This is a genomic window from Allobosea sp. 01N443 (assembly GCF_056399325.1).
Window position 1 is genome coordinate 14732 of sequence record NZ_JBFTRC010000082.1, and the last position, 21036, is coordinate 35767.

Consider the following 21036-nt stretch of genomic DNA (forward strand, 5'->3'; position numbering starts at 1 on the left):
AAGGGACAGCCGGCCTAGCTCTTGTTGGCCAGCCTGTCCTCGAGGCGGTCGAGCAACTCGCCCTGAGCGGCCAGGATGCGCAACCGCGCCTCGGGAAGGGGAAACCAGGCCGCCCGGTCGATTTCGGGGAAGCGCTGGATCAGGCCACTGCCGCGCGGCCACTCGATCTCGACAAGGCTGCTGCAACGAACATCCCCCGGTGTCAGGTCGCCCCGCAGCGCGAAGGCCTCGACCACCTTCCCCGCCCTTTGCCGAATGCGCCCAAGCGGCACGAGGGCGCCTGTCGGCGGGATTCCGAGTTCCTCCTCGAATTCGCGCTGCGCCGTTTCGGCCGGGCTCTCGCCCTGCCCCAGCTCGCCTTTCGGTATCGACCACGCCCCATTATCCTTGTGCCGCCAGAACGGCCCGCCGGGATGGACGAGAAGGACTTCGACCTCCGCGCCCGTGAGGCGATACATCAGAATGCCGGCGCTTTGGGAGGACATGAGCCGCGACACCAAAGAAGGTCAGTCGGCGGCCACATTCGTGTTCTGTCAAGGACGGGCGACGCACCCCGTCGACATTCCGATCCACAGAAGGCGCCGGCGCAGAGGCCGGGGCGGCGCCAGCCATCCTTGGCCCGGTCAAGGACAGCCCCGGGCCTCACCCCTGCGCTTGTGTCGCCGAAACCGGATCGGACGTGCGCAGCGCCGCCGGACTTGACCAGAATCAATGCGCGAATACCGCAACTGCCGCTTCATCATCGCTGCGCGGCCAACGCGACGCATCAGGAGGTCGAGATGAGCGACAGCGCCTTATCTTCCAAGCCCGCTGCCTCCTTCCAGCCCGCTGCAGCGTTGCGGCCCGCCCCGGGCAACGTCTTCAGGGATATCGCCGTTCATCTCGACGGCATGCCGGAAGACGAGCTGCGCCTGGCCCATGCCGAAGCGCTCGCGACGCGCTGTGACGCGCGACTGACCGGCCTCTACACCAACCTTCTCCCCGACCCGGCACTCTATGCCGGTGAGTTCGGGATCACGGCGATCGGACAATTGACCGAGGCGATGATCGAGGACGGCAACAGCGTCGAGCGGCGCCTCAGGGAGCGCCTGGCTCGTCTCGGGCCGACGCATGAGCTGAGGCGCATCGACGCCTTCCCCGGGATGCTGGCACAGGCCGTCGCGACGGAGGCGCGATGGAACGACCTCTTCGTCGCCACCTGCCCCCGCGAAGACGGGCTGACGCGCTGGAACGCGCTGATCGAAAGCGTGATGTTCGATGGCGGGCGCGGTCTCTACCTGCTGCCCCCTGGAACGATGCCGAGACAGGCGATCCACACGATCCTGATCGGTTGGGTTGACAGCCGGCAGAGCGCCCGCGCCATCGCCGAAGCCATGCCTTTGCTCGGCGAGGCGACGCAGGTCCATATCGTCACGGTCAGCGAAGAAGCCCACGGGCGGATGGGCGGGGCGGAGGCGCTTGCCGATGTCACCGCCCATCTCGCCCGACACGGCGTCGGTGCCACGGCAAGCGTCCTGCGCAATGACATATCGCCAGCCGAAAGCCTACTGGCCGAGGCGGGCAGGATTTCGGCCGACCTCATCGTTGCCGGCGCCTATGGCCACTCGCGCTTCAGGGAGTGGATTCTGGGCGGCGTCACACAGGACCTGCTCGCCGCCTCCCCCGTGCCGCTGCTTCTCGCGCATTAGCCCGGAAGTTGCCCGGGACGCCGCCGACCCGACGGGCGGGCCGAACCGGCGATCGGGATGACGGCGAGCGCGGAGCGCTCGCCGTGGGGAAGAGGCTGTTATGGCCGAGCTCGGACATGGCGCAGCGACACGAGAGGCGGACGCGATCATCAGCGCCCGCGGGGTCGTGGTCGCCTTCGACAGCAAGATCGTGCTGAACCATCTCGATCTCGAGATCATGAGCGGCGAGATTCTCGGAGTGATCGGCGCCTCCGGGTCAGGCAAATCGGTCCTGGCCCGCACCATTCTTGGGCTCCTCCCCAAGAAGGAGGGGGTCATCGAGATTTTCGGGAGGGATGTCGATGCCCTTTCGGAGGGCGAACGTCGCATGCTGCAACAACGCTGCGGCGTCATGTTCCAGCAGGGCGCCCTGTTCTCATCATTGACGATCGCAGACAATATCCAGCTGCCGATGCGGGAAACCCTGCATCTCTCGCCAGGTCTTGCCGACGAGATGACCATGCTGAAGCTCGAGATGGTGGGCCTGCCACGCGATGCAGCGAAGAAGCATCCGGCGCAGCTATCAGGCGGCATGACCAAGCGGGCAGCTCTGGCGCGCGCTCTCGCCCTCGACCCCGAGATCCTGTTTCTCGACGAGCCGACTTCGGGCCTCGATCCCATCGCCGCTGATGCCTTCGATCAATTGCTGCTGGCCCTGAAGGCCAGCTTGAACCTGACGGTGATGATGATCACGCACGACCTGAGCAGCCTTCATGCGACCTGCGACAGGATTGCGGCAATCGCACGGGGCAAAGTCATCGCGATCGGAACGCTGCAGGATCTGCTGGCCCACGATGACCCATGGCTCAGGGACTATTTCGCGGGCGAGCGCGGCAGGACCATCTTTGCGGATGAGACGATCGGACCCAATGCATCCTTCGACCGCGATCACCAGGGGCCGATGGCGCTGGGCGCCYGCTGAACGACATAGGCGCCGCCGTGCACGGGTGGCAAGCGTGTTCGCCGCGGAGCACCGCCCCGACCTTGCGCTTCGGCCTTCAAGACGCGAAGTGCCGGAGCGGGATTTTGCCTGCTGACACTGGCCGGCCGCCGTGATGGCCACGGGGCAGCAGCATGGGCAGATCGTCTTCAGGTCTTTCCAATGGTCTTTCTCAAGATCACAAGGTTGGGATCCTCCGGATGGTCGCCCATCTCAAAGCCTTGCTCCCGTTCAATATCAATCGCTTCGCGGTTTTGGCGGCTCTCGAGCGACTCGACGACCTTGACCCCCTTCGCCTCGGCAAATCTGCAGATATGGCCGAGCAGCTCCCACCCGACACCGCGGTGCTTGTCCTCCCTGCGGATCGAGATCGCGACCTCCCCCTTTTGGAGAGCGGCATCGCAAGCCAGCATAGCCGTGGCGATGATCGATTTTCCGTCGTCCGCAAGCGCCACGAAGCTCTCGGTCTGGCGATGATCGATTTGCGTCATCGCAACGAGCCGATCATGGCTCACCTCCCGGATCGTGCTGAGAAAGCGGAAGCGCAAATCCTCAGGCGTCACATGCCTGAAGAACTCCGCCAGTCCCGCCTCATCATCGGGCCGCGCGGGCCGGACATGAAACCTGAAGCCCGTTCGCGTGGTCAGTACCCGGTTCGATTCATCCATCGCCATGCGATTGTCCTCCCAATTGCCACGCCCCCGCCCCCTATTTCTACAGCCTGCTGCTGTTGTTACCCGTTCGCGGGACGGCGTTCCTTGTTCTGGCTCAATTATGCCGAACGCGCCTGCTCGCCAGGAAACAATGGGCCCTGATCCTTGAGCCACCGCTCGCCCCCCCCGCTCCGCTCGGTCGTACCTGTCGTTGTCGGCTATCCCTGGCGACTGCTCTTGCCCTCACGCCGAGGCTTGCACGGACACGCGATTGAGAGCCTCGGCCGTCGACATGATCGTGCGCAACATTCCCGACGGTTTCCAATTGTCACCGATGTCATCGACCGGGTGCTGAAGTGCGGGGGGAACGCCGTCTCTGCCAAGCAGGCGATCTGCGACAAGCTGATCGAGCCCGCATGCTCGCTCCGCGAGTGCGGGATCACCATTCCGGTAGCGAGCGCCTGACGCCGGCCCGCGAAGGAGTGAGAGCGGGTACGCGCTCCCTCCGGCCCGCCCGAGAACCGCGGACAGCTGCATGAGGACGAGAGCCAGGTCCTTCGCGCCCGAGGCGCCTGCCAGCATGCGGTGGCATCGGCGCGTCCTTCCAACCGGGCCGCGGATGACAGGGACCTGCGCAGCATCGCCCGGCGGGACCGCGATCTGGCCCCGGGGGCGGCTTCGCAGCCGCCGGCCGTTGCAGGTCAGATGTCGTATTTCATCACGATCTCACCGTCGATGACATCGCCAGTGATGCGAAATCCAACGCCTTCATAAAGCCTGCGCGCCTGCTTGTTCTCCGGTTTCACACCTAGAATGACGCATGGGCAGTCCGGCAACTCTGCAAGGGTATTGAGGATCTGCGTGAGAGCAGCCCGCCCGTAACCCTTGCCCTGAAAGCGCTCGTCGACCATGAGGCGATAGATCCAGTATTTTCCATCGTCCTCATCCAAAGCGTACATGGCAAAACCAACCGGTTCACCCGCCGCTCGAATAATGAGCGGCACGCAGGCAGGATTGTCTTCTGCCTCTTCGAGTGAATCACTATTGCTGGCTACGAACGACGCCTGGTTGGCGTGCACGCGCAATGAAAGAACACAGTCGTGTTCCTCAACGCAAAGCTTCTCTACGGCGACAGAACGCATTTCGGCAGCGAAATGCTGCCTTTCTTCTTTCAACATGGCATATTCCTGCGATGCACTTAGATTCGCACCCATCTTGAGATGGTGGATATGGGTGGCCAACGATGCGCCAGAGCGCAGATGTGGTGTTGGCGACACGATCCCGGCGATGCTCGCCGCGGCAGGAATTAGCGCTTGAAGCGAATCCCGACACCAGCGAGCGCTGATTTAGCAAACAGTCTAACCATCGCGCGCCTCCCTGATAATCGCTGAACAGGCTGCCGCGTACACGGCTCTTCGATCTCTGACAACTGGATCACTGACAATTGTCGACGACGCTGCCAGGGGACGCTCGCAGAGCACTTTTATTCAGATCCGTCGCGAGCTTCGGGCGTCCTGTCTGCAGGCGGGGAGCCTGGCACGCCTCGGGCCCGGTCACTTGCTCAGCCCTTGGAGGCCTTTGCGACCGTCTGCCGGATCGTCGCGACGTGGTGCCCGGCCGCATCGGTCCCTGCCGCATAGCCTGCCGTCTGCGCTCGCAGTGACGTCCAGGCGCAGGGTCCGGGAGCCCCGGCACGATGGCGATGGATTTCGCCATGGCAGTCCCCTGTCTCGATCCTGTTCACTTGACCTGGACCCTCTCCTGCCGGCTGAAGCCCGCAGCCGGCCAGATCGCCTGCGCCACGGCTTGCGAGCCGATCGCGGTCAGAGCGGCAGCAGTGACGACGCCGGTGTCTTCCCCGGCGGCAATTCTCGTCCAGTCGCTCGCAGCACCCCGCCGCGCGAGCTGGGCCATGACGACCTCCGGCGTGGCATCCGATACGTCGCCGCGCCGCGCCGCGACACGCTCGACCAGCATCTGGGCCGGAGCATCAAGCCAGAGCCCCCGAAACGGCACACCGACATGTCGCGCCGTCTCCTCGATCCGCTCCCGTTCGACCCGACGGTCGAAGACGGCGTCGGCGATCGCGGCATGGCCCTGCACAATCATGCTCCCGGCAAGCTCCGCCATCGCGCGATAGGTCCGGGTGGAGACGTCATCGGCATAGGCGCTGGAGGGCAACCGCGTCTCGGGCGCGACGCCGTACATGTGTTTCCGGATGCGGTCGCTCGCAGCGATGCGGGCGCCCGGAACGGGCCCGAGGCTCGATGCGAGCCTGGCGGCGAGCGTCGATTTCCCCGAGCCCGAATAGCCGCCGATCGCGACGAGGATGGCCGGCCTTGGCTTCAGGAGGTCGCGGCAAAGCTGGAGATAGGCCTGGGCTTCGGACATCCTCGCGGCGGCCGCCTTGCCGCTGTCGATCGCGGTGACATGAGCCCGAACGGCCGCTCTCACCGCCATCAGGAAGGGCAGCAGGCGCAGRCCGGTTTCATCGCCAATCGTGTCGAGATAGCGATTGAACAGGACATTGGCGAGGCTTTCGAGCTTGCGGTGCCAGAGATCCATCAGAACGAAGGCGAGGTCGTAGAGGATATCCGCCGTGGCGAGATCCTCGTCGAACTCCAGACAATCGAAGAGCAGCGGCTTTCCGTCGATCAGGCAGATATTGCGCAGGTGCAGATCGCCATGCCCACGCCGGACCTTGCCATCGCCCGCCCTCTGGTCGAGCAATCCGGCATGGCGCGCCAACGCCTCGCGGCAGGCTGCGGTGACCGCCTCGACCTCGCGGCAAGGCAGGATGTCCGCGCTGGCGAAGGCACGCTCGTTGACCGCGAGCACGCGCTCCATCCGCCTGGCGCCCTCGGCATCCGTCGAGACGGGCGCCGAGCGGTGGAACCGGGCGATGTCGCCGCCGAGATCGGCCGAGATGGCCGCGGTGAGCCCTCCTCTCTCGGCCATGCGGTCGAACAGGAAGCTGTCGTCGAAGCGTTTCATCTCCACGACCGCGTCGACCAGTTCTCCCTGGCCGTTCAAGGCCAGGCTTCCGTCAGGCTCGCGGGTGACGCGATGAACCATGCGATACAGATCCGGCGCCGTCCGGCGGTTCAGCACCAGCTCATGCTCGCACATCGCCAGCCGCAATTGCGGCGTCGACAGATCGATATAGGGCAGTTTGACGGAGCGCTTCAGCTTGAGGGCCCGCGAGCCGATCAGCAGAACGAACGAGATATGGGTGGAAACCATCTCCGCCGCCTCGCAGCCGAAGGCATTCGGCGACGTCAGAAAGGAGATCGTCTCGTGCTGACCGGGGGTCTGCATGGTTGAGGCTCCGAACCCTGGACGCCATCATCCTCCTGTTTCGCAGCACAGCATTGATTTCCATCAAGTTTTCCTGCCCGCCGCGCGCGCAGTCTCGGGCGATCCTTGGAATGGCGCCGAACGGACCTGCGGGCGCCGACCTCGGCCGGCCCCAGCCCTGTCGGCGTTCGACTTGATCCGGATCAAGGACAGCTGATGGTTTTGCGCCATTCTGCGGACCGAAGCTCATATCGCGCAGAACCGCCGCCATGACCGAAGGAAGCGTGTCCCGCTGGAATGCCAGGTTGAGGTCCTTCTGGCGGGCCCTTCGCAGGGATCCTGCAACCCAGGTCGCAGCCGAGCTGGACCGGAAGCCCACCATCGCGTTCTGGCTGCATCTTCGGGGCTTCGTCAGCCTTGTTCGCGAAATCATCTCGCGCTGACGCGAACGCCGCCGGCGACCATTCCGTGATCGATCCTCTCGGAAAGAAGGCGTGACCGGCCAAGGACTTGAGTCCGCTTCTTCGGCTACAGCGCCAGGATCGTCCCTGTCCGGCAGTTCCGCACCCTGTCAACGCGGGCGCCGTCCCAGTGGAAGTCGTAATGGTCGCCCTGCACCGGGATCGGGATCAGGTCGGGCCAGAAGATCGCGATGCACTCTGCGCCGGGGCAGCGCACGCTCAGGTACAAAAACCCGTTCGATCCCGCCGCCCGCATCTGCCGCGCGAGGGCTTGGGAGGCGGAATAGTCGTCCGCGTCGTGCAACTCGCTCCGGGCCCGGACATCATGCAGGTCGAGATCGACCTGGTTGATCAGCACGCGGAACTGTGAGGTCCAGCCGCTCTCCTCCCGGCTCGCCGCCATCGCCCGGCCATGGTGATGCGCGACCTCGCGGATCGCGACTTCATCGCTCTGGCCGGCGGAATAGACGCCCCAGGTGCCGTCGGTGAACCGGCCTGGCCGATCCGTGCTGATATGGACGAAGGGCGCCATCAGGTAGCTCGCCCCATGTCCAGCGACACGTCGCGCCGGCGGAACGAGATCGAGCCGGCCGATCTGCTCCCAGATCCGTGGATTGGTCTTCGACTCGATCGAGGCCAGCGCCTCCCAGTCGCTCGGGTCGGCGATGTCCTCGAACAGGTCGATCGGCGGATAGATCGAGCGGATGATCCGGTAGGCCCTGAGCCAGTGGACGCGGATGACGGGCGCGGCCTCGCTCACCAACCACCACGCTCGGCATCGAGATAGGAGCGCACCCGGGCCAGCGAGAAGATGTCGCCCTGCGCCATGATCTCGACCGGGGCCCGGCCGCCAAAGGCGTCGTTCGGCTTGCCGACCCAGGCATAGCCGCGCTCAGGGTCGGTGAAGAGCGTGCGCAGGCCCTTGTGGATGCCCATCAGCAGGGACAGGCGGGTGGCCAGGTCCCGGTCGATCCGGCCATGGTCCCCTGCCTTCCAACGGGCATAGGTCCGGGCGGAAAGCCCGCCCAGGATCTCGCGCGCGACGGCGTCGGTCAGGCCCCATTTTTCGAAGAGCCTGATCACCGCCCGGGCGGCCGCGGCGGCCTCCTCGACCGTAATCTCCGGCACCGCCGGGGTCGCAACAGTCCGGGGGATCTCTACAAGCATGGCGCACCTCACTTCGGCATGAAATAAGGATACTTATGCCAAATGGCAATATCCGCCCCGCTTCGGCCGCTGATGCTGCCTCAGAGCTGAAGACGACAGGTACCGGTCGGCCGCGCTAGCCCTTCTGCCGGAGCCTGCGCGGCGATTCCCCGAAGCTCGCCTTGAAGTCGCGCGAGAGATGGGCGCTGTCGGCAAAGCCCGCGCCCATGGCGATGTCGGTGAGCGAGCGCTTGCTGTTCAGGATCAGCCAGCGCGCATAGTCCAGCCGCAGCTTGCGCTGGAACGCCGCGGGACTCTGGCCCAGCGACATGCCGAACGAAGGCATCCAGCACGTTCCAGTGCACGCAGACCCGGCGCGGACCGACCAGCCCTGCCCTGGCGATCGCAAAGGTGCCGGTGCAGATGCCCAGCAGGCGCGCGCCCGACGCYGCCGCCCGCCTGAGATAGTCGAGCAGGCTCTCGGGCAAGGCGTCGTTGAGATAGTCGTTGCCGCCGCAGACGGCGACATAGTCGAACCCGGCCGGATCGAGCAGGGCCGCATTCGGTGCAACCGAGACACCGCAGCTCGAGCGTCGCGGCTCTCCGTCGAGGCTCATCACGGTCCAGCTCGCATGCAGCTGGCGACTGCGGCCGCCATGGTCCGCCGCCAGCCGCAGCACATCGATCAGGCCGGAGAAAGCGGCGAGCGTGAACTGGTCGAGCAGGACGAAGCCGATCCGCAGCCGCGAAACGGGGATGGGCGCGGATTGCGGCCGCTCGCTGGCCGATGGCGGAAACTGCGCTGTGTTCATGTCGTGATTATTCAAATTTCTGGCCGGCGAATTCTAGTGCCTTTCGTGCGCCGCGCCCACCATGATCGTAGAAGCGCGAAGACGCTCAGGCAGAGGAGAACGACGATGAACAGACCCGCCCGGCTGGCGAGCGCCATGCTCGCGACCACCCTGCTGACCGCGCCGGCGCTGGCCCAGCAACCCGCTTCTATCACGGTCGCCTGGTATGGCGGCAACTGGGGCGACGCCTTCCGCGCCTGCGTCGCCGAACCCTTCACCAAGGCGACCGGCATCGCCGTGAAGCCGGAGATCGGCACCTCGACCGTCACCCTGTCGAAGCTGCAGCAACAGAAGGCGGCTCCCACCATCGACGTCGCCTGGATGGATGGCGGCATCAGCGAGCTGGCGCTCGCCGCGGAGGTAACCGACACCCTCGACGCGGCAGCGATCCCCAATCTCGCCAACACGCTGCCCGAGGCCATCTACAAGAGCGGTTCGACCACCTATGCAGTCGGCACCGGCTATTACTCGCTCGGGCTCACCTACAACACCCAGAAGGTCAAGGCCGCCCCGACATCGTGGAACGACCTCTGGAAGCCGGAATTCGAGGATGCCGTCACCATCCCCTCCCCCGCGAATTCGGCGGGCGTGCCCTTCGTCATGTTCCTCTCGAAGATCTGGGGTGGCACTCCCGGCGACCTCGCCCCGACCTTCAAGAAGATCAAGGAGCTCAAGGCCGCCCTGTTCTTCGATTCCTCGGGCGCCGCGACCAATGCCTACCAGAGCGGCGAAGCGATCATCGGCGCGCATTTCAACGTCGGCGCCTGGGACCTTGCCGACAAGGGCCTGCCGATCGGCTTCGTCGTGCCCAAGGAAGGCGCCTGGGCAACCGATGCCCGGCTCCATCTGGTGAAGGGCACGCCGAAGAAGGACGCGGCTGCGAAATTCATCAACCAGGCGCTGACGCCCGAAGCCTCCGGCTGCCTCGCCGAGAAGCTCTATCTCGGCCCGTCCGTGAAGAACGTCGTCGTCAAGCCCGAGACCGCGCGCAAGCTGCCCTGGGGCGAGACCGGCTCGGTCAAGACCCTGCAGCTCTTCGACTGGACGGAGATCAACGCGCTGCGTTCAGGCGTCGTCGACGCCTGGAACCGCGAGATCGCGCGCAAGTGAACGACCTGCGCGCGAACGACCGGGCACGAGCACCACGAGCCGCAGCATGAGCACCCCCATCCTTGCCATCGACGGCCTGTCCAAGCATTTCGGCGGGCACGCGGCCCTGACGGAGATCGACCTCTCTGTCGAGCAGGGCGAGTTCATCGCGCTGCTCGGCCCGTCGGGTTGCGGCAAGACCACGCTGCTGCGCTGCATCGCCGGCTTCCTGACGCCGGAGGCCGGCACGGTCAGGCTCGCCGGCGAGGATGTGACACGGCTGCCGCCCTATCGCCGCCCGCTCAACACGGTGTTCCAGAACTACGCGCTCTTCCCGCATATGAGCGTCCTGGAAAATGTCGCCTATGGGCCGCGCCGGCAGGGCACGTCGAAGGGCGAGGCAACCCAGCGCAGCACCGAGGCGCTGGAGCTCGTCGGCCTCGCCGGCTTCGGCGAGCGCCTGCCGGCCCAGCTCTCCGGCGGCCAGCAGCAGCGCGTGGCGCTGGCGCGCGCCATCGTCAACCGGCCTCAGCTGCTGCTGCTCGACGAGCCGCTGAGCGCGCTCGACCTGAAGCTGCGCAAGAAGGTCCAGGGCGAGCTCAAGCAGATCCAGCACCGGCTCGGCATCGCCTTCCTGTTCGTGACGCATGACCAGGACGAGGCGATGAGCATGGCCGACCGGATCGTGCTGATGAACCGCGGCCGCATCGAGCAGATCGGCCGCGGCCAGGACATCTATGCCCGGCCGGCGAGCCGCTTCGCCGCCGACTTCATCGGCGATGCCAACCTGCTCCAGGTCGAGCGGCGCGGCGACGGCAGCCTGTCCCTTCTGGACGGCGCGATCATCCGTCCCGCCTGCGACGCTCCGCAAGGCGCGCTAACCGGCGTGCTGCGGCCCGAGGATATCCTCATTGCGCCGGAGCCCGTCGCCGATCGCCTCTCCCTGCCGGCCGTGCTCTCCGAGATCACCCATGTCGGCAGCCATGCCCTCGTCACGGTCTTGGTCGGCGGCACCGTCCTGACGGCCAGGCTCGCGCCGTCGGCGCTGGCGGGCCTCGCGCCGGGCCAGCCGGTCTTCGCCACGATCCGCCCCGGCGATCTCAGCCTCGTGCCGGTGGACGCGTGATGAGCGGGAGGCTGCGCACGGTCGTGCTGCTTTGCGCCCTGCCGGCGGCGTTCTTCGTCGCCTTCTTCCTGGCGCCGATGGCGGTCGTCCTGATCGCGAGCCTGACCACGCCGGATGGTCACCTGACCTTCGCGCATTACCTGCGCATCCTCGCCGACAGCTATCACTGGGACGTGCTGTGGGTGACCTTCCGGATCGGCGCGCTGACCACGCTCGTCTCAGTCGTGATCGGCTATCCGCTCGCCTGGTACCTCGTGCGCGTGGTGCGCTGGCGGCCCTGGCGCCGGTTCTGCGTCATCCTGCTCATCGTGCCGCTGTTCACCAGCAACATCGTACGCTCCTTCGGCTGGATGGTGCTGCTCGGCCGCAACGGCCTCGTCAATGACGGCCTGATCGGGCTGGGCCTGATCGAGCGGCCGATGYGCTTCCTCGGCACCGAGCTCGGCATCCTGATCGGCCTCGTCTACATCCTGCTGCCCTTCATCGTGCTGGCGGTCGGCAACGCGCTCGCCAAGGTCGATCCGGCGCTCGAACACGCCTCCGCCGATCTCGGCGCGACGCCGGCCGGCACCTTCTGGAAGATCACCTTCCCGCTCAGCCTGCCCGGGCTGATGGCCGGCGCGGTCATGGTCTTCATGCTGGCGGTCAGCGCTTATGTCACGCCGGCGCTGCTCAGCGGCGGGCGGATCACCGTCTTCTCCATGCTGATCTTCCAGCAATACAGCTCGGTCTTCGACTTCAACTATGGCGGCGCGCTCAGCATCACCATGCTGGTGCTGACGCTGGTGCTCGTCACGCTCGCCGGGCGCCTCAGCGAGCCGAGGAGAGCCTGAAATGGTCACGCACCTCGTCAGGATCATCTCCCTTGCGGCACTCGCCTATCTCGCCCTGCCGCTCGTCGTGCTGGTCGGCGCCTCGCTGACCACGACCAGCTTCCTCGCCTTCCCGCCGCAGGGGCTCACCCTCGCCTGGTACGGCAAGATGCTGGGCGACCCGTCCTACGTCTCGGCCTTCATGACCAGCACGCTGCTCGCGATCGCCGCGACCATCGTCGCGGTCGTGCTGGCGGTGCCCGCCGCGATCGCGATCGCTCGCTATCGCTTTCCCGGCCGCCGCCTGCTGTCGGAAATCCTGATGTCGCCGCTGATCCTGCCGCATGTCGTGCTCGGCGCGGCGCTGCTGCAATATGGCAGCGCGATCGGCCTGGTGCGCAGCTTCACGGCCCTGCTCGTCGGGCATGTCGTGATCATCATGCCCTTCGTCCTGCGCGCCGTGCTGCCGCAGCTCAGCGACGAGCAGCGCAGCCTGGAGGAGGCGTCGGCCGATCTCGGGGCTAGGCCGCTGACGACCTTCTTCCTGGTGACGCTGCCGCAGATCCGCAGCGGGCTCGTCAGCGGCGCGATCTTCGCTTTCATCGCCTCCTTCATCAATGTCGAGCTCAGCATCTTCAACACCACGGCCGAGCTGACCACGATCCCGGTCAAGCTGTTCAACTACGTCCAGTACACGATCGACCCGATGATCGCGGCGGTCTCCGGCCTGACGATCATCGTCGCCGCGATCGTGATCGTGCTGCTCGACCTCACCATCGGCCTCGACGTGCTCTCCGAGCGCCGCTGATCCCGTCCACCCCGTTTAGTCCCAAGGAGCCCGCACATGCGCCAGCAGAATATCTTCGACGTCGTCTACACCCATACCGAGGGCGAGCCCCTCTGCATCATCCATAGCGGGATTCCCTATCCCGCCGGCTCGAACATCCTGGAGAAGCGCCGCTTCCTCGAGGAGAACTACGACTGGCTGCGCTGCGCGCTGATGCGCGAGCCGCGCGGGCACAAGGACATGTTCGGCGTGTTCCTGACGCCGCCGTCGAGCCCGGACTACGATGCCGGCCTGATCTATATCGACGGCACGCAGTACTCCCATATGTGCGGCCACGGCACGATCGCGGTCGGCATGGCGATGGTCGCGCTCGGGCTCGTCCGGCGCGGCGCCAATGGCGTCACGACGATCCGCTTCGAGACCACCGCCGGCCTGGTGACGGCCGAGGTCGCCAATGACGGGCCGGACGTGCTGTGGACCCGATTTGAGAACGTGCCGGCCTATGTCGCGGCGCAGGACGTGCCCTTCGACCTGCCGGGCATCGGCCAGCTCAAGGCCGACATCGTCTGGGGCGGCAATTATTTCGGCATCATCGACCTGCGCGGCACCTCGCTGCGGATCTCGCCGGAGAACGGCTCGGAGCTCTCCCGGCTCGGCATTATCGCCCGCGAGCAGCTGCGCCAGAAGGTTGCCATCCAGCACCCGGCGTCGAGCCACATCAACAATTTCAACTTCGTGACCTTCTGGCACGAGCCGACGATCGAGGGCGCTTTCTACAAGAACGTCCACGTCTTCTCCGCCGGCCAGCTCGACCGCTCGCCGGGCGGCACCGGCACGAGCGCGATGATGGCGATGTATGAGGCGCGCGGCCTGCTCGCGTTGCACCAGCCGATCCGCTCGGAAGGGCTGCTCGGGTCGGGAACCTTCGAAGGCTGCCTGATCGGCGAGGCGAACCTGAACGGCACGCGCGCCGTGCGCCCGACCGTGAAGGGCACCGCCGGGTTGCTCGGCACCGCACGCTGGACGATCAACCGCGACGATCCGGTCGACGCCGGCTTCCTCGTCGCCTGACCGGCATCGCGCCGGGACAGCCAGGCCAGGCCGTCCCGGCGCGACCGGCTTCATGGCTCCGCAAGGCCCCGGCCCGCGCCAGAGCCGCGCGCCCCTCGCCCGGCCCGAATGCGCAAAATGCCGGGCGAATGAGCCGAGGCGCCGCTGACCCGAGCGGTGCCGTGACCTGCACGTTTTTGTCGAAGCCACCGCGACGTAACGCTGCGAGACAGCGTGGACGGTAGCGGGCTTGGTGCATGGCAAGCCCCGTGCAACAAAGGCCAGAGCTTGCCAGCCGGGCCATGTCCCGGCAATCTTAGCTCAGGAAGACGCTCAGCGGGTGTATGCCCGAGTATTCTCTCGTCGGGCAGCAAGACATGGGAAGTCCAAAATCATGATCATGGACGGTGGCAATGCCGATGCCGGCAAGATGGACGAGATCGCTCTGATCGGGCGTCGCACGGGACTTATCAACCGCCGGTCGTTTCTGGTCGGTTCTGCCGCCGGCGTCGGCGCGCTCGGACTCGCCGGCTGCACGACCGACGGCATGAGCCTCGCCGAGGCGGCCAAGATCTACGGGCCGGTGCCCGAAGAGAAATTCCCGATCCCGGCTGTCGATGTCAGCAAGGTCGATCCGAAATATTATCGCCGGACCGTTCGCTACGAGACCAAGGAAGCGCCCGGTACGATTATCGTCGACCCCGGCAATTACTACGTTTACCGCGTCGAGGACGACGGATCGGCCACCCGCTATGGCRCCAATGTCGGCCGCGACGGGTTCCGGTGGAGCGGGGACGCCTATATCGGGCGCAAGGCGGAATGGGCGACCTGGACACCGCCCAAGGAGATGATCAAGCGCCAGCCCGAGGCGGCCAAATACGCCCGCGGCATGCCCGGCGGCCTCGAAAACCCGCTCGGCGCCCGCACGCTCTATCTCTATCAGAACGGCGCCTACACGCTCTACACGATCTACGCCTCCAGCGACCCCGAATCGATCGGGAACGGCATCACAAGCGGCTGTGTCGGCCTGCTCAGCCAGGACATGATGCACCTGTACTCGCGTACGCCGGTCAAGACGAAGGTCGTCGTCCTGCCGGCATAGCAACGGTCAGTCCCCGGTCCAGGCGCCGCCCGGCCCCGAGAACAGCGACGGCGCGCATTGGTGGAACTTACCTTCGCTGAAGGCTTCCACTGCCAGAAGAACTGAGCCCGTCGGCTCGCCGCCGCCTGTGAATGCATACGCCAGGTGCGGGCTCCAATCCGGAAGGAGGCGAGCATCGCACCAGGTTGCAGCCAGAGCGCCAGTTCTCCCACATTCGCGCCATCTGTCGCGGCGATGGCGCCGGACTCGGCCGCAGCAAATGGGTGCCGAGCCCATCGGGCCGCTCGGCGCCACACATGTCCCGTCGCTCGCATGTCTCCAATCCGACAGAGGCCATCCTCCGTTCGCCCCTCGCCGAGCACGGCTCTGCGCCTCCCGGCAAGCCCTCGCGCCGGGGATCAATCGTCTCCGTCGATCATTACGTCGCCATGGTCGGCCTCGCGTCGTCAGCGTGCGAAGCCCAGCCAAGTCGCTGATCGTTCTTTCCACCACCTTCCTCCTCTCGATGGCGCTGGCCGCGATGGGGCTCGAGACCGATATCGCCAAGCTCAGGGCCAAATGCCTGCGCCCTCTCCTGCTCGGCCTTGCGGCCTTTCCTTTCATCGCGTCATTCAGTCTGATGCGGATGAAGCTCACGATGTGAAGGATCGCGATGACGCTCGAACAGCTCAGGATCTTCGTCGCGGTCGCCGAGCGCGAACATGTCACAAAAGCCGCGACCGAGCTGAACCTGACCCAGTCGGCGACGAGCGCCGCGGTCGCGGCCCTGGAAGCGCGCCATGCGGTCAAACTGTTCGATCGCATCGGCCGGCGCATCACGCTGACCGATGCCGGCCGGCTCTTCCTGGCCGAGGCGCGCGCCGTGCTCTCCCGCGCCGCCTCGGCCGAGGCCGTGCTGGCCGATCTCGCCGGGCTGAAGCGCGGCCGGCTCGCCTTCGCCGCGAGCCAGACCGTCGCCAATTACTGGCTGCCGCCGCTGCTGCACGCCTTTAGGGCGCGCCATCCCGGCATCGAAACGCCGCTGACGATCGGCAACACGCAAACTGTCGCTCAGGCCGTCCATGACGGGCTCGCCGATCTCGGCATCGTCGAGGGGGAGATCGACGACCCGCATCTGGCGATCTCGCCGGTGGCCGAAGACGAGATGGTGCTGGTCGTCGCCCGCGGGCATCGCTGGGCCGGCGCAGCCGCGCTCGCAAGCGCGGCCTTCGCCGAGGCGCCCTGGGTCCTGCGCGAGCCGGGCTCGGGCACGCGCCGGCTGTTCGAAGACCTGCTGGCACGCGACGGCCGGAGCCTCGCGGAACTCGACATCGCGCTTGAATTGCCCTCGAACGAAGCCGTCAGGGCGGCGGTGGAGGCCGGTGCCGGGGCGACCGTGGTCTCGCGCCTGGTGGTCGCGGCGGCGCTGCGGGCCGGGTCACTGGTTGCGGTCGCAGCGACCGTGCCGCGACGCCGCTTCTACGCCCTACAGCACAAGGAGCGCTATGTCGGCCGGGCCGCGCAGGCCTTTCTGTCGCTCCTGCGCGAGCAGGCCGGCGCGGCCGAACCTGGCAGCGGGCGCATCTGATCCCAGACCGCTCCCGGCCCGAACCGCTGCCGGCCCGGCGGCTCCATCCGAAGCCTCAGCGCTGGCGTGGCTGATTGTTGTCGACGACCTGCTGGTAGGCGACGAGGTCGAGGAACGCCTCGGCCTCGGCGACCTTGCCGTCCTTCATCCGGAACACCAGGCGAACTGGTTGCGATAGGGATGTCCGCCAGTCGTCGTGGCCGTCGCGTCGAAGCGGACGATCACCCGGTCGCCGACGGCCCAGATGTGCCGGACCTGGGGAACGAGCGGGGTCGCGAGGCGGCTGACCAGCGGCACGGAGGCCCGCTCAATGAAATCCGTCATGCCGCGATAGGTGCCCGCGACGGAACCGGAGCCCGGAATCGTCCAGACGATGTCGGGGGCCAGCAGCTGCTGGAAGACATTGTCCCCGGCGGCCCAGCGCTGGAACGCGTCGCGCACGATGGTCTCGTTGCGTGCGGTGTCGGCCTGGGCCGGCGCGGCGATGGCCGGCGCGATGGCCAGGGCGACGATGGCCGCAAGCCCGATGCGCCGGGCGGCGGTCGCAGGTCGATTGAATGGGGCAGCAGAGTTCATTGAACGTCTCCTTCGCTTCAGGGTGGTTGGGAAAGCGGCCCGGGCGACCACCGCGCGGGGCCGCCACTGCCGGAAATCCGGCTTACGGGGCCGTCGCGGAGGACGGCCGGACACGCCGGCGAAGAACCATGCCGGCATGGTGGAGGGTGTCGTTGTCGACGAAGTCGCCGTCGGCGGTGAAGCCGGTATCGTCCCAGTATTCGATGTGTCGGCCTGTCACTTCGTATCGCCCGCGATAGGCGCCCTCGCGGTTGCCGCGCGCCTCGACATAGCGGCCGTCCGGCAGGAGTTCGTGGCGGATCCGGTTGTCGTCGGTGACCCACATGTCGACAAAGGGATGAGTGGCCTGCGTCATGGGTTTCTCCGCGAAGGCAGCACCTGCAAGCGCCGCCACGACACCCGTCGCGACGGTAATGACCCCGGCCCGCATCAGTGCGGCGCCCTGGTCGAGCGGACGACGATCTCGTTGACGTCCACGTCCTCGGGCTGCTCCAGCKCGTAGCGGACGGCCCGACCGATGGCGTCAGGCTGGAGCGCAATGCTCCGGTAGGTCTTCATGGCTTCGGCCGCCGCGCGATCGGTGATCGTACCGGCGAGCTCGCTCTCGACGACGCCGGGATGGATGCAGGTGACCCTGATGTCGCTGCGCTCCTGGCGCAGGCCGTCCGAGATCGCCCGGACGGCATATTTCGTGGCGCAGTAGACGGCCGCCGTCGGCGAGACGCTGAGCGCACCGATCGAGGCGATGTTGACGATGTGGCCGGAGCCCCGGGACGTCATCTCCGGCAGGACCGCGGCGATTCCGTAGAGGACGCCCTTGATGTTGACGTCGACCATGCGGTCCCACTCGTCGACCTTCAGGGAGGCCATCGGCGAGAGCGGCATCACGCCGGCATTGTTGACGATGACGTCGATCCGCCCGAACTGCTGACGGGCTGCGTCGGCGAAGCGCAGGACGTCGTCCTGCCGCGTCACATCCAGGCGGCGATAGTCGACCTTCGCGCCGCCCTGCCGAAGCTCTTCGGCGAGGGCATCGAGTCGCTCGACCCTGCGTGCGCCCAGCATCAGACGGGCTCCGGCGGCGGCGAGCTCGCGGGCGATGCCGACGCCGATGCCGCTTGATGCCCCGGTCACCAGAACGGTCTTGTCCATAGCCATGGTCCAACTCCTCTCGCTTGGTCCGCTGCGTGATGCGGAACCCGTGATCGAGGAGATAGGCGCCCGGCGCTGTCGCCGGTATCTAGCCAGGAGGCGACGCTATGGTTAGACTTTCTAACCAATGGCGACCGACCTCAACGCGCTCGCGACCTTCGTCCTGGTCGCCGAGGAACGAAGCTTCCGGGCAGCCGCGGACCGGCTAGGCGTGACGCGCTCGGCCGTCAGCCAGACGATCAGGCGGCTCGAGGACGCAATGGGCATTGCCCTCGTCCACCGCACCACCCGCAGCGTCGGCCTCACCGAAGCCGGCGAGCGTCTCCATGCCGACATCGCCCCGTCGCTGGCCGATATCCGCGCGGCGACCGAGGCTGCTCATCAACTCGGCTCCGGACCGCGCGGCCAGTTGCGGCTGGCGGTCTCCTCGATCGCAGAGAGTTTCCTGTCAGGCCCGCTTCTCACCAGTTTCGGGGTGGCATGCCCGGACGTGCAGCTGGACGTCCTGGTGACGGATGACGAGATCGACATCGTCGCCTACGGCTATGACGCGGGCGTGCGGCTCGGCGAGGTCATCGAGCAGGACATGATCGCCGTTCCCGTCTCCGCCCCGCAACGGCAACTCGCCGTCGGCGCTCCCGGCTACCTGGCGCGCCGGGGGACGCCGATCCATCCGCGCGAGCTCGCGGCGCATCGCTGCATCGGCTGGCGCCCGGCGCCACGAGCGGCTCCCTACCGGTGGGAGTTCACGGAGGCGGGCCAGGATTTCGCGGTTGACGTGAAGCCGGAGGCCACCACCAACGATATGGCGCTGATGATCCGCATGGCGGTCGCGGGCGGCGGCATCACCATCGGGCTGGAGGAAACATTTCGACCGTCCATCCAGCGCGGGGAGCTCGTTCCCGTGCTCGAAGAATTTTGCCCGTTCTTCCCGGGGTTCTTCCTGTATTATCCGAGCCGCCAGAACATGGCGCCGAAGCTGCGCGCCTTCGTCGATCACATCCGCAAGAGCCGGAAGCGCTCGGTCGGCTCGGCGAACGCGTCGCGCATGCCAAGGTCGGCATAGGCGCCCGCCACCGCCCTCGAACGCCCCCTATCGCGGCCGAGGACTGGCGCGTGACATGCGCGTTCGCTGGGCTGGGAAGAGCGGACCAGCGCAACGACGGTCCCGCTTCACGCCCTTCTGCAGGCGCATGGCTGGTATCAGCCGCGTCCTCGCTGTCGATCAAGCGCACCCTGCAATTGCCCGACGCGGATGGMCAATGCCTCCTTGGTCAGATTGATCCCTTCGGGTGCTCCATCAATCGACAAGAGCACGCCGCGCTCAGCCATTTCGAGCTGCTCCTGCGCAAGTTCCAGGTGCTTCTGCATGATCTGCGTGACGCGGTCCTTGGCCTCCTGGTCCGTATCCATAGGGCCCTCGCTTCTTCGCTCCTGATCAGGCGACGATCTCACAACCGGGGCGACGCGCCAAATAGTCTGCGGCTTCGCCATCCCGGTCCAAGCCAAGGGGACAGCGTGGCGCCGTGAGGAGGCCGTGGCCCATGTCCGGCCCGGTCCCCGGGGTGTCAGGCGGAATAATCGGCGGCCATCGTCTCGTCGGCCGCGATCGAATGGGCCTTCAACGCCCGGAAGAGCAAGGTCAGCACGACGGCGATGACGAGGTTCAGGACCAGCGTGTAGACGGCGGTGTAGCCCGGGAAGACATGCCCGCCAAAGCTGAGCGGAAAGGTCGGCGTCAGATTGGACGCGAAGGCCATCAGCGTGCCGGCGACGATCCCGGCCAGCCAGCCGATCAGCAGCGCCCAGCCGTTGAACCAACGCGTATAGACGCCGAGCATCACCGCCGGCAGCGTCTGGATGATCCAGATGCCGCCGAGCAGCTGCAGCTGGATGGCATATTGCGTCGGCACGAACAGGATGAAGACGAGCGCACCCAGCTTGACGACCAGCGAAACCCATTTCGCCATCTGGGCCTCCTGCCGGTCGGTCGGGTTCCGGTTGATGAACTCCCGGTGGATGTTGCGGGTATAGAGATTGGCGGCCGCGATCGACATGATCGCCGCCGGAACCAGGGCGCCGATGCCGATGGCGGCGAAGGCGATGCCGACGAACCAGGCCGGGAAACTGTGCAGGAACAGGGCCGGCACCGCGAAATTATTGCCGAACTCGGCAAAGCCCGCCGCATATTCCGGCATGCTGCGGACGCCGGCGGCGATCGCGAAGAAGCCGAACAGCGCGAGAATGCCGAGCAGGAAGGAATAGGCCGGCAGCATGGCGGCGTTGCGCCGGATGGCCTTGCCGCCATTGGCGCTGAGAATGCCGGTGATGGAATGCGGATAGAGGAACAGCGCCAGCGCCGATCCGAGCGCCAGCGTCGCRTAGGTGCTGTAGGCCCCGGTCGAGCCGGGGGGCGGCGTTTCGAGCAGGACCTTCGTGTCCGGCACCGCGGCGAAGATCTTGGCAAAGCCGCCGAGCTGGATCGGGATGATGATGATCGCGGCAAAGGCGGTGACATAGATCAGGATGTCCTTGACGATCGCGATCGAGGCCGGCGCGCGCAGGCCGCTCGAATAGGTGAAAGCCGCCAGGACCAGGAAAGCGAAGATCAGCGGCAGGTCGGCGGCAAGGCCGGTCCCGGAAATGCCGAGCGCGCCGATGACCACCTGGATGCCGACGAGCTGCAGCGCGATATAGGGC

Annotated in this window: 22 protein-coding genes and 2 pseudogenes; 11 read left to right on the plus strand and 13 right to left on the minus strand. The window is 66.5% G+C overall.

The window, feature by feature from the left end:
• Window positions 1–14 precede the first annotated feature (14 nt).
• Window positions 15–485 (minus strand): NUDIX hydrolase, encoded by a 471-nt coding sequence (locus AC1DRP_RS19830; protein WP_441507349.1) that lies wholly within the window; start codon window positions 483–485, stop codon window positions 15–17.
• Between the two features lie 294 nt (window positions 486–779).
• Here AC1DRP_RS19830 and AC1DRP_RS19835 point away from each other — a divergent pair, with 294 nt between their 5' ends.
• Together AC1DRP_RS19835 and AC1DRP_RS19840 are read left to right on the plus strand one after the other, a co-directional pair.
• A complete protein-coding gene (locus AC1DRP_RS19835; RefSeq protein ID WP_476769339.1) occupies window positions 780–1688 on the plus strand; it encodes a universal stress protein in 909 nt (302 codons plus the stop codon).
• Between the two features lie 100 nt (window positions 1689–1788).
• Window positions 1789–2649 carry an ABC transporter ATP-binding protein gene (locus tag AC1DRP_RS19840; RefSeq protein WP_476769340.1) on the plus strand — a complete coding sequence of 287 codons (861 nt, stop codon included), beginning with the start codon at window positions 1789–1791 and terminating at the stop codon, window positions 2647–2649.
• Between the two features lie 167 nt (window positions 2650–2816).
• On the opposite strand, the gene AC1DRP_RS19845 is transcribed toward AC1DRP_RS19840, so the two are convergent.
• The 7 genes and pseudogenes from AC1DRP_RS19845 to AC1DRP_RS19875 all read right to left on the minus strand — a co-directional run.
• Window positions 2817–3494: a GNAT family N-acetyltransferase gene (locus AC1DRP_RS19845; RefSeq protein ID WP_441507346.1), complete on the minus strand. Its 678-nt coding sequence runs from the start codon at window positions 3492–3494 to the stop codon at window positions 2817–2819.
• A gap of 527 nt (window positions 3495–4021) precedes the next feature.
• Window positions 4022–4561, minus strand: coding sequence for a GNAT family N-acetyltransferase (locus tag AC1DRP_RS19850; RefSeq protein ID WP_441507345.1), 540 nt, complete (start codon window positions 4559–4561; stop codon window positions 4022–4024).
• 499 nt (window positions 4562–5060) lie between these two features.
• Window positions 5061–6638, minus strand: a complete 1578-nt coding sequence (locus AC1DRP_RS19855; protein ID WP_441507344.1) for a bifunctional aminoglycoside phosphotransferase/ATP-binding protein — start codon at window positions 6636–6638, stop codon at window positions 5061–5063.
• Between the two features lie 507 nt (window positions 6639–7145).
• Window positions 7146–7841: an RES family NAD+ phosphorylase gene (locus tag AC1DRP_RS19860; RefSeq protein ID WP_441507343.1), complete on the minus strand. Its 696-nt coding sequence runs from the start codon at window positions 7839–7841 to the stop codon at window positions 7146–7148.
• A complete protein-coding gene (locus tag AC1DRP_RS19865; protein ID WP_441507342.1) occupies window positions 7835–8245 on the minus strand; it encodes an MbcA/ParS/Xre antitoxin family protein in 411 nt (136 codons plus the stop codon). The genes AC1DRP_RS19860 and AC1DRP_RS19865 overlap by 7 nt, the downstream gene beginning before the upstream one ends.
• Window positions 8246–8360: 115 nt before the next feature.
• Window positions 8361–8570, minus strand: a complete 210-nt coding sequence (locus AC1DRP_RS19870) for a helix-turn-helix domain-containing protein (RefSeq protein WP_476769347.1) — start codon at window positions 8568–8570, stop codon at window positions 8361–8363.
• 52 nt (window positions 8571–8622) lie between these two features.
• A pseudogene (locus tag AC1DRP_RS19875) lies at window positions 8623–9036 on the minus strand (DJ-1/PfpI family protein); the annotation flags it as partial.
• Between the two features lie 105 nt (window positions 9037–9141).
• On the opposite strand from AC1DRP_RS19875, the gene AC1DRP_RS19880 reads away from it, so the two are divergent.
• The 8 genes and pseudogenes from AC1DRP_RS19880 to AC1DRP_RS19915 all read left to right on the plus strand — a co-directional run bounded on the left by AC1DRP_RS19880 (window position 9142) and on the right by AC1DRP_RS19915 (window position 16608).
• Window positions 9142–10185, plus strand: coding sequence for an ABC transporter substrate-binding protein (locus AC1DRP_RS19880; protein ID WP_441507340.1), 1044 nt, complete (start codon window positions 9142–9144; stop codon window positions 10183–10185).
• A gap of 46 nt (window positions 10186–10231) precedes the next feature.
• On the plus strand, window positions 10232–11290 hold the full coding sequence (locus AC1DRP_RS19885) for an ABC transporter ATP-binding protein (RefSeq protein WP_441507339.1): 1059 nt from the start codon (window positions 10232–10234) through the stop codon (window positions 11288–11290).
• Window positions 11290–12123 carry an ABC transporter permease gene (locus AC1DRP_RS19890; RefSeq protein WP_476769341.1) on the plus strand — a complete coding sequence of 278 codons (834 nt, stop codon included), beginning with the start codon at window positions 11290–11292 and terminating at the stop codon, window positions 12121–12123. Before AC1DRP_RS19885 ends, AC1DRP_RS19890 begins: the two co-directional genes overlap by 1 nt.
• Window position 12124: 1 nt before the next feature.
• The gene (locus tag AC1DRP_RS19895; protein ID WP_441507337.1) at window positions 12125–12910 is read left to right on the plus strand and encodes an ABC transporter permease; all 786 of its coding nucleotides are present in this window, start codon (window positions 12125–12127) and stop codon (window positions 12908–12910) included.
• Between the two features lie 36 nt (window positions 12911–12946).
• Window positions 12947–13960, plus strand: a complete 1014-nt coding sequence (locus AC1DRP_RS19900; RefSeq protein ID WP_476769342.1) for a proline racemase family protein — start codon at window positions 12947–12949, stop codon at window positions 13958–13960.
• A gap of 373 nt (window positions 13961–14333) precedes the next feature.
• On the plus strand, window positions 14334–15041 hold the full coding sequence (locus AC1DRP_RS19905) for a L,D-transpeptidase family protein (protein ID WP_476769343.1): 708 nt from the start codon (window positions 14334–14336) through the stop codon (window positions 15039–15041).
• A gap of 463 nt (window positions 15042–15504) precedes the next feature.
• Window positions 15505–15684 (plus strand): annotated as a pseudogene (locus AC1DRP_RS19910) (YeiH family putative sulfate export transporter); the annotation flags it as partial.
• A 9-nt stretch (window positions 15685–15693) separates the two neighbouring features.
• Entirely contained in the window at window positions 15694–16608 is a 915-nt protein-coding gene (locus AC1DRP_RS19915) for a LysR family transcriptional regulator (RefSeq protein WP_441507334.1), read from the plus strand.
• Window positions 16609–16752: 144 nt separating this feature from the next.
• Here AC1DRP_RS19915 and AC1DRP_RS19920 read toward each other — a convergent pair whose 3' ends face one another.
• The 3 genes from AC1DRP_RS19920 to AC1DRP_RS19930 all read right to left on the minus strand — a co-directional run bounded on the left by AC1DRP_RS19920 (window position 16753) and on the right by AC1DRP_RS19930 (window position 18342).
• Window positions 16753–17184: a nuclear transport factor 2 family protein gene (locus AC1DRP_RS19920; RefSeq protein ID WP_441507333.1), complete on the minus strand. Its 432-nt coding sequence runs from the start codon at window positions 17182–17184 to the stop codon at window positions 16753–16755.
• Window positions 17185–17266: 82 nt separating this feature from the next.
• The gene (locus AC1DRP_RS19925; RefSeq protein ID WP_441507332.1) at window positions 17267–17614 is read right to left on the minus strand and encodes an Atu4866 domain-containing protein; all 348 of its coding nucleotides are present in this window, start codon (window positions 17612–17614) and stop codon (window positions 17267–17269) included.
• Window positions 17614–18342 carry an SDR family oxidoreductase gene (locus AC1DRP_RS19930; protein ID WP_476769344.1) on the minus strand — a complete coding sequence of 243 codons (729 nt, stop codon included), beginning with the start codon at window positions 18340–18342 and terminating at the stop codon, window positions 17614–17616. Before AC1DRP_RS19930 ends, AC1DRP_RS19925 begins: the two co-directional genes overlap by 1 nt.
• Window positions 18343–18463: 121 nt before the next feature.
• On the opposite strand from AC1DRP_RS19930, the gene AC1DRP_RS19935 reads away from it, so the two are divergent.
• Window positions 18464–19402: a LysR family transcriptional regulator gene (locus AC1DRP_RS19935; RefSeq protein ID WP_441507330.1), complete on the plus strand. Its 939-nt coding sequence runs from the start codon at window positions 18464–18466 to the stop codon at window positions 19400–19402.
• Between the two features lie 137 nt (window positions 19403–19539).
• Here AC1DRP_RS19935 and AC1DRP_RS19940 read toward each other — a convergent pair whose 3' ends face one another.
• Both AC1DRP_RS19940 and AC1DRP_RS19945 read right to left on the minus strand, forming a co-directional pair.
• Window positions 19540–19749, minus strand: coding sequence for a hypothetical protein (locus AC1DRP_RS19940; RefSeq protein ID WP_476769345.1), 210 nt, complete (start codon window positions 19747–19749; stop codon window positions 19540–19542).
• Between the two features lie 155 nt (window positions 19750–19904).
• On the minus strand, window positions 19905–21036 hold a 1132-nt coding region (locus AC1DRP_RS19945; protein WP_476769346.1), incomplete at its 5' end, for a sodium:solute symporter family protein.